General features: G+C 56.2%; 7 protein-coding genes and 2 tRNA genes. 8 read left to right on the top strand and 1 reads right to left on the bottom strand.

The window, feature by feature from the left end:
- Positions 1-100 precede the first annotated feature (100 nt).
- A complete protein-coding gene (locus AC5RE1_RS01645; RefSeq protein ID WP_219585452.1) occupies positions 101-1315 on the bottom strand; it encodes a pyridoxal phosphate-dependent aminotransferase in 1215 nt (404 codons plus the stop codon).
- 133 nt (positions 1316-1448) lie between these two features.
- Between AC5RE1_RS01645 and AC5RE1_RS01640 the strand changes: the two genes are divergently transcribed.
- The 8 genes from AC5RE1_RS01640 to AC5RE1_RS01605 all read left to right on the top strand — a co-directional run bounded on the left by AC5RE1_RS01640 (position 1449) and on the right by AC5RE1_RS01605 (position 5712).
- Positions 1449-1524: transfer RNA gene (locus AC5RE1_RS01640), tRNA-Trp, on the top strand.
- A 34-nt stretch (positions 1525-1558) separates the two neighbouring features.
- A complete protein-coding gene (gene secE / locus AC5RE1_RS01635) occupies positions 1559-1852 on the top strand; it encodes a preprotein translocase subunit SecE (RefSeq protein WP_006680231.1) in 294 nt (97 codons plus the stop codon).
- A gap of 96 nt (positions 1853-1948) precedes the next feature.
- The gene (nusG, locus tag AC5RE1_RS01630) at positions 1949-2704 is read left to right on the top strand and encodes a transcription termination/antitermination protein NusG (RefSeq protein ID WP_179369930.1); all 756 of its coding nucleotides are present in this window, start codon (positions 1949-1951) and stop codon (positions 2702-2704) included.
- Between the two features lie 162 nt (positions 2705-2866).
- Positions 2867-3298 carry a 50S ribosomal protein L11 gene (rplK, locus tag AC5RE1_RS01625; RefSeq protein ID WP_006680229.1) on the top strand — a complete coding sequence of 144 codons (432 nt, stop codon included), beginning with the start codon at positions 2867-2869 and terminating at the stop codon, positions 3296-3298.
- Positions 3299-3366: 68 nt separating this feature from the next.
- The gene (gene rplA, locus AC5RE1_RS01620) at positions 3367-4083 is read left to right on the top strand and encodes a 50S ribosomal protein L1 (RefSeq protein ID WP_006680228.1); all 717 of its coding nucleotides are present in this window, start codon (positions 3367-3369) and stop codon (positions 4081-4083) included.
- 347 nt (positions 4084-4430) lie between these two features.
- Complete coding sequence (rplJ, locus tag AC5RE1_RS01615) at positions 4431-4952, top strand: 50S ribosomal protein L10 (protein ID WP_006680227.1); 522 nt, start codon at positions 4431-4433, stop codon at positions 4950-4952.
- A 90-nt stretch (positions 4953-5042) separates the two neighbouring features.
- On the top strand, positions 5043-5423 hold the full coding sequence (gene rplL / locus AC5RE1_RS01610) for a 50S ribosomal protein L7/L12 (RefSeq protein WP_006680226.1): 381 nt from the start codon (positions 5043-5045) through the stop codon (positions 5421-5423).
- Between the two features lie 214 nt (positions 5424-5637).
- A tRNA-Asn gene (locus AC5RE1_RS01605) sits at positions 5638-5712 on the top strand.
- Positions 5713-6277 lie beyond the last annotated feature (565 nt).

The raw sequence follows: 6277 nt of genomic DNA, 5'->3' as shown, positions 1-6277 counted from the left end.
CGTCCAGACATGTCAAGCGTGAACAGAATGCAGACACTGTGTGGGTTCGAGATCCTGGGCGCGAGGTCCTGTCCTGGGGAGGTGCTAGTAAGGCCTAGCCTCAGTGTGCTTGCGCCAGAAGCTCCTGAATGCGGCCGACACCTTCAACAAGGTCGCCGTCAGACAGGGCGTAGGAGAGACGAATGAAGCCAGATGGGCCGAACGCTTCGCCGGGCACCACAGCAACCTCGACCTCTTCGAGGATCAGGTCGGCAAGCTCAGCCGACGTTGTGGGGACCTTGCCACGGATTTCGCGACCCAGAATGCCCTCGACGTTCGGGTAGGCGTAGAACGCACCCTTCGGGGTCGGAACATCGAGGCCGTCGATTTGGGAAAGCATCGAGATCATGGTCTTGCGCCTGCGGTCGAATGCCTCACGCATGGAATGGACAGCGTCGAGAGGGCCAGTGACAGCTTCCAAGGCTGCACGCTGAGCCATATTCGATACGTTCGAGGTCAAATGCGACTGGAACGAGGTTGCAGCCTTCACAATGTCAGTCGGAGCGATCATCCAACCAACACGCCAGCCGGTCATTGCGTAGGTCTTCGCCACACCGTTCAACACGATGGTCTGATTGGCAAGCTCTGGAAGAAGCTTCACCATATGAGCCGGCTCGGCATCTTCATAGAGCAAGTGCTCGTAGATTTCGTCGGTGATAATCCAAATGCCGTGTTCAAGAGCCCATTCGCCAATCGCTCGAGCCTCTGCAGGAGTGTAAACAGTGCCGGTCGGATTCGAGGGTGAGCAGTGCAACAGAAGCTTCGTCTTTTCCGTACGAGCAGCTTCGAGCTGTTCGACGGTTACCTTGTAATTCTGATCGGCACCAGCGAAAACGGGAACCGTGACACCGCCGGCAAGCTTGATGACTTCCGGATAGGTCGTCCAGTAGGGAGTCGGAAGAAGAGCCTCGTCCCCCGGATCCAAAATGGAAGCGAAAGCCTGGAATACGGCCTGCTTACCGCCATTGGTGACCAGCACCTGCAACGGATCAACTTCGTAGCCGGAATCGCGCAGAGTCTTTGCAGCAATTGCTTCGCGCAAAGCTGGAAGGCCGGCCGCCGGAGTGTAGCGGTGCATCGCCGGCTCGCGCGCTGCGCGGACGGCGGCCTCGACAATATTGTCAGGGGTGGGGAAGTCCGGCTCACCTGCACCGAAGCCGATGACGGGACGACCCGCAGCCTTCAGGGCTTTCGCTTTCGCGTCAACCGCGAGAGTGGCTGAAGGGGTGATAGCGGAAAAGCGTGCGCTGACGCGCGATCGAGGTGTTGTGCTCATAGGACTATCGTCGCATTAAATGGGGCTGTTCGGTAGTCTAATTCCGAATATCAAGCAGTTTGCGACACTCCCCAGTTGGACAGTTGAAGAGATTTTCCATAAACTCGTTCCCGCACGTTCTACGGCGTGCAGTAGGGCAGTGGCGCAATTGGTAGCGCACCGGTCTCCAAAACCGGCGGTTGTGGGTTCGAGTCCCGCCTGCCCTGCCACTCATATTCTGGGCACGAATTCAGGAGGGGTTCCGTGGCTGACGCAACGGCATCACACATGCCAGCGAAAACAGATCGCACGAAGTCTGGCGCTACGCCGTCCCGTGACTCCCACGAAAAAGAGGCTCAGAAGAAGCCGAATATTTTCGTGAGGATGTGGACTTTCTTCCTTCAAGTGATTGAAGAAATGAAGAAGGTCGTCTACCCGAGTGGTTCTGAAACGTGGACCTACTTCGTTGTCGTGGTCGTTTTTGTGGCCGTAATCATGGCTTTCACTGGTCTTTTGGATCTTGGATTCGGTAAACTGAACGCACTGATATTCAGCTGAAGCTGATGCGAACCCGCCCGCAGATACTGCAGGCGGGTTTCTTCTAGCCTTCGGCACTCAATTTTCTGCTAGGAAACTAGCACCCAGGAGGAACGCGTGAGTGAAGAGAATCTGCCTGTCGAAATCGACGAGGCCGCCCAGGCTGAACTGACCGAAAACCCCGCTGAAGCGGCGGAAGAAGAAGCCGGAAGCGTTGAGCAGCCGGTTGAAGCTGAAGAAGCTGAATCTGGCGAAGAATCTGGCGACATTGATCCCCTCGAGAAGTTCCGCAACGAGATCATGATGATCCCCGGTGACTGGTACGTCTTGCACACCTACTCCGGTCACGAGCGCAAGGTGAAGGCGAACCTCGAACAACGCGTTCAAAGCCAGAACATGACCGATAAGGTCTTCCGCGTCGAGGTTCCGGATGAGTACATCACCGAGTTCCGTGGTTCGGTGAAGAAGCGTGTTCGCCACGTTCGTATTCCTGGCTATGTCGTCGTCTGCATGGACTTTGATGAAGAGTCGTACCGCATGGTCAAGGACACCCCGGCTATTACCGGCTTCGTAGGAGACCAGCACAACCCGGTTCCGCTCAGCATCGATGAGGTCGTTGATCTGCTGAAGTACAACATCCTTGAAGAAGCTGGCCCGCAGGTCCCTGCCGTGGCTCAGGTCAAGGAAGAGATCCGCGTGGCCTTCGAGGTTGGCGAGATCGTCACCGTCATCGATGGTCCGTTCGAGTCGCTGGAAGCGACTATTTCCGAGATCTCGCCCGAGACCGAGAAGCTCAAGGTTCTCGTCATGATCTTCGAACGCGAGACTCCGCTTGAACTTGGTTTCGACCAGGTTGCCAAGCGCGAAGACTGACCAAAGAGTGAAGTCGCGCACCCGAACTTGGGAACATGGGCGGGTGCGCGATAGCATTGCACTTCGTGTGTAGTGGGTTCAGTGCGCCTTCAGCGCCCTGCCTCTACATGCAACCAGAAGGAATTCCGTTCTTCTGGTAATTGAACAAGAAAGACCCGAAATATGGCACCGAAGAAGAAGGTCACCGGCCTGATCAAGCTTCAGATCGCAGCCGGCGCCGCAACCCCTGCACCTCCGGTTGGTCCTGCACTGGGCCAGCACGGTGTGAACATCGTTGAGTTCACGAAGGCCTACAACGCTGCAACTGAGTCGCAGCGCGGTTCGATCGTTCCGGTTGAAATCACCGTTTATGAAGACCGTACGTTCACCTTCGTTCTGAAGACTCCGCCGGCTTCCGAAATGATCAAGAAGGCCGCTGGCCTCCAGAAGGGCTCCGGCACCCCGAACACTGTGAAGGTTGGCTCCATCACTATGGACCAGGCTCGCGAAATTGGACAGGCAAAGATGGTCGACCTCAACGCGAACGACATCGAAGCTGCAGCCAAGATCATCGCCGGCACCGCCCGCTCCATGGGCATCGTCGTCGAAGGCTGACCCCAAACTATTTCCCGTGGTAGGGCATGCGCTGCCCGGAACCCACAACTGCAAGGAGAAGAAGCAGAATGACTAAGCGCTCCAAGAGCTACCGCGCCGCGGCTGAAAAGATTCACGCGGACATTCTCTACACCCCTCTCGAGGCCATGAAGCTGGCCAAGGAGACCACCGTCACCAAGTTCGATTCGACCGTCGAGGTCGTCTTCCGACTGGGTGTTGATCCTCGCAAGGCTGACCAGATGGTGCGTGGCACCGTCTCGCTGCCTCACGGCACCGGCAAGACCTCCCGGGTCTTGGTCTTCGCTGTTGGTGAGCGTGCGCAGGATGCAATCGACGCTGGTGCTGACGAGGTCGGTGGCGACGAGCTCATCGAAAAGGTTGCTAAGGGCTACACCGACTTTGATGTCGCCGTTGCAACCCCGGACCTCATGGGCAAGGTTGGTCGCCTCGGTCGCGTCCTCGGCCCGCGTGGTTTGATGCCGAACCCGAAGACCGGCACGGTCACCATGGACGTCGCGAAGGCGATCAAGGAGATCAAGGGTGGTCGTATTGAGTTCCGCGTCGACAAGCACTCGAACCTTGCGTTCATTGTTGGCAAGTCCTCCTTCACCGCAGAACAGCTCGCCGAGAACTACGGCGCTGTCCTGGACGAAATCCTTCGTCTGAAGCCGGCTTCCGCCAAGGGGCGCTACATCTCGAAGGCAACCGTCTCCACCACGATGGGCCCGGGCATCCCGCTCGATGCCACGAAGACGAAGAACGTCGCAACTGCTGACGCTTCCTGATGTTGAACTCCCTGTAGGGGAATGAAACATTGACGTATGAGTGGGCTTGATTGGCTTAAACACCAATCAAGCCCACTCACGTTTTATGTTCATGGGTTGTGTGAGTGAGTATTGAGGTCTGCGTGCCCTACTGCACATCGTCGCGACTGGATTTGCTTCACCCCATCCTGCTAGTCTGGTCACTGCCGAAGACCGTCGGTTTCTCAGGAAACTGAGATGAAATGCGAAAGCTGTCGACGTAGGTGAGTGACTAGTCAGCAATGACTACACCGGACATTTATGCCCGACACGAACCTACGTGTCGGGCTTTTTCATTACTCGGTGGTCACTTATCTGGAAGGAGGACCATGGCGAGGTCTGACAAGGTAGCAGCAGTTGCCGAACTCGTGGAACGTTTCCGCGCGTCTGACGCTGTCCTGCTCACTGAGTATCGCGGCCTGACCGTTGGCCAGCTCAAGCAGCTGCGTCGCGGACTGGGCGAAAACGCGAGCTACGCCGTGGTGAAGAACACGCTGGCAAGGCTGGCGGCACAGGAAGTCGGCCTCGGCTTCCTCGCTGAGGACCTGAAGGGTCCGACCGCTATTGCTTTCGTCACCGGTGAGCCTGTTGAGGCTGCCAAGACGCTGCGTGATTTTGCCAAGGAAAACCCCCAGCTCGTCCTGAAGTCGGGCGCAATGGATGGCGTAGCGCTGTCCGTTGAGGGTGTTAAGAAGCTTGCTGATCTGGAATCCCGCGAGGTTCTGCTGGCCAAGACTGCCGGCGCCCTCAAGGCGAAGATTTCGCAGGCGGCGTACGCATTCAACGCGCTCCCGTCCAAGACGGTGCGCACCATCGATGCTCTGCGTGCACAGCAGGGCGAAGCGGCCTGAAGCGACAGGCCCCGCGCGTTCGATTCGTAACCGCGTGGAACTCACCAACAATCTGCTCGCAAGGCAGGCCAATTAGGAAGGATGCCAATCATGGCAAAGCTCTCCAACGATGAGCTCATCGAAGCTTTCAAGGAAATGTCCCTCATCGAGCTCTCTGACTTCGTCAAGCTCTTCGAAGAGACCTTCGACGTCACCGCTGCTGCTCCGGCTGCTGTCGCCGTTGCTGCTGCTCCGGCTGCTGCTGAAGCTGCTGAAGAAAAGGACGAGTTCGAGGTTGTCCTCGAGTCCGCAGGTGATAAGAAGATCGCAGTTGTCAAGGCTGTCAAGAACCTCACCGGTCTCGGCCTGAAGGAAGCCAAGGATCTTGTTGACGGCGCACCGTCGACCATCTTCGAAGCTGCCAAGAAGGACGACGCTGAGAAGGCAAAGGCTGAAATCGAAGAAGCAGGCGGCAAGGTCACCCTTAAGTGATTTCGTCTTCTTACCTGACGTGTCTTTGTGCGCATAGAAGGTAAGAAACGCTTCAGCGATTCATTCGCTTGAAACTGTCCCCTGGGAGTGATTCCCGGGGGACAGTTTTTGCCTGATGAGGTCCTGTTTATGCTGTGTTTCAAAATGAGGCGCGCACCACGCAGAGTCAATTTGCAATCAGCGGTTGAACTTCGGCATAATTAACAGGTCGCAATCCCGCGTAGCTCAACGGCAGAGCATCCGACTGTTAATCGGACGGTTACTGGTTCGAATCCAGTCGCGGGAGCCACATAACTGGGGCTTCAGTGAGTTACTCACTGAAGCCCCAGTTTCTTGGGACTAATGCCCATTTTTGTGTCTTAATTTTGGTGTTTTGGCCAGGGTGCTTTGTGATGAGGGGTTTAGTTAGCTTTTTGGGCTTGTTTTCTAAGGGGTGTTGACTTTCGGGCATTATCCCCAGTTTCATGCCTCTATAGCTCGTGCCTTCGGGCACTGTGGGGGAGTCGCTATTTGATGTGCCCGGCCTCGTCGTTTCCTAGTGGAGGGGCGAACGCAACTCGCTCCCTCGCGTTCGTGTGTAGTGAATCGTCCCCGCTGGAATCTGCTGTTTGTTGACAGATTTTTGCAGGTTGGAGATGCAAATATGTCCAATTGAAATGGTCGTTAGGTCAGTGCGTGAAAGCTCTCGGGGTGCTTTTGTTGATATCTCGCGAGTCCTTTTCGTTAGCGGTAACGATTTAATAACGGAGCGTCATTTTCGATTTCAAAGGCGCTCTCAGTTGTCGTACGCTTATGACACGCCAATGAGGGCGATTCCTGGGGCTTGTTTCGGTAGCGCTAACGAGTTTCAGATA

The organism is Actinotignum sp. usb-actsch-rep-73 (assembly GCF_059082735.1).
The sequence above is the reverse complement of the archived record's forward strand: the minus strand, read 5'-3'. Positions and strand labels throughout refer to the sequence as shown.

Coding starts and splice junctions, on each gene's coding strand:
- rplK (WP_006680229.1), top strand. CDS start 2,867: ATGGCACCGAAGAAGAAGGTCACCGGCCTGATCAAGCTTCAGATCGCA.
- rplL (WP_006680226.1), top strand. CDS start 5,043: ATGGCAAAGCTCTCCAACGATGAGCTCATCGAAGCTTTCAAGGAAATG.
- rplA (WP_006680228.1), top strand. CDS start 3,367: ATGACTAAGCGCTCCAAGAGCTACCGCGCCGCGGCTGAAAAGATTCAC.
- rplJ (WP_006680227.1), top strand. CDS start 4,431: ATGGCGAGGTCTGACAAGGTAGCAGCAGTTGCCGAACTCGTGGAACGT.
- AC5RE1_RS01645 (WP_219585452.1), bottom strand. CDS start 1,315: ATGAGCACAACACCTCGATCGCGCGTCAGCGCACGCTTTTCCGCTATC.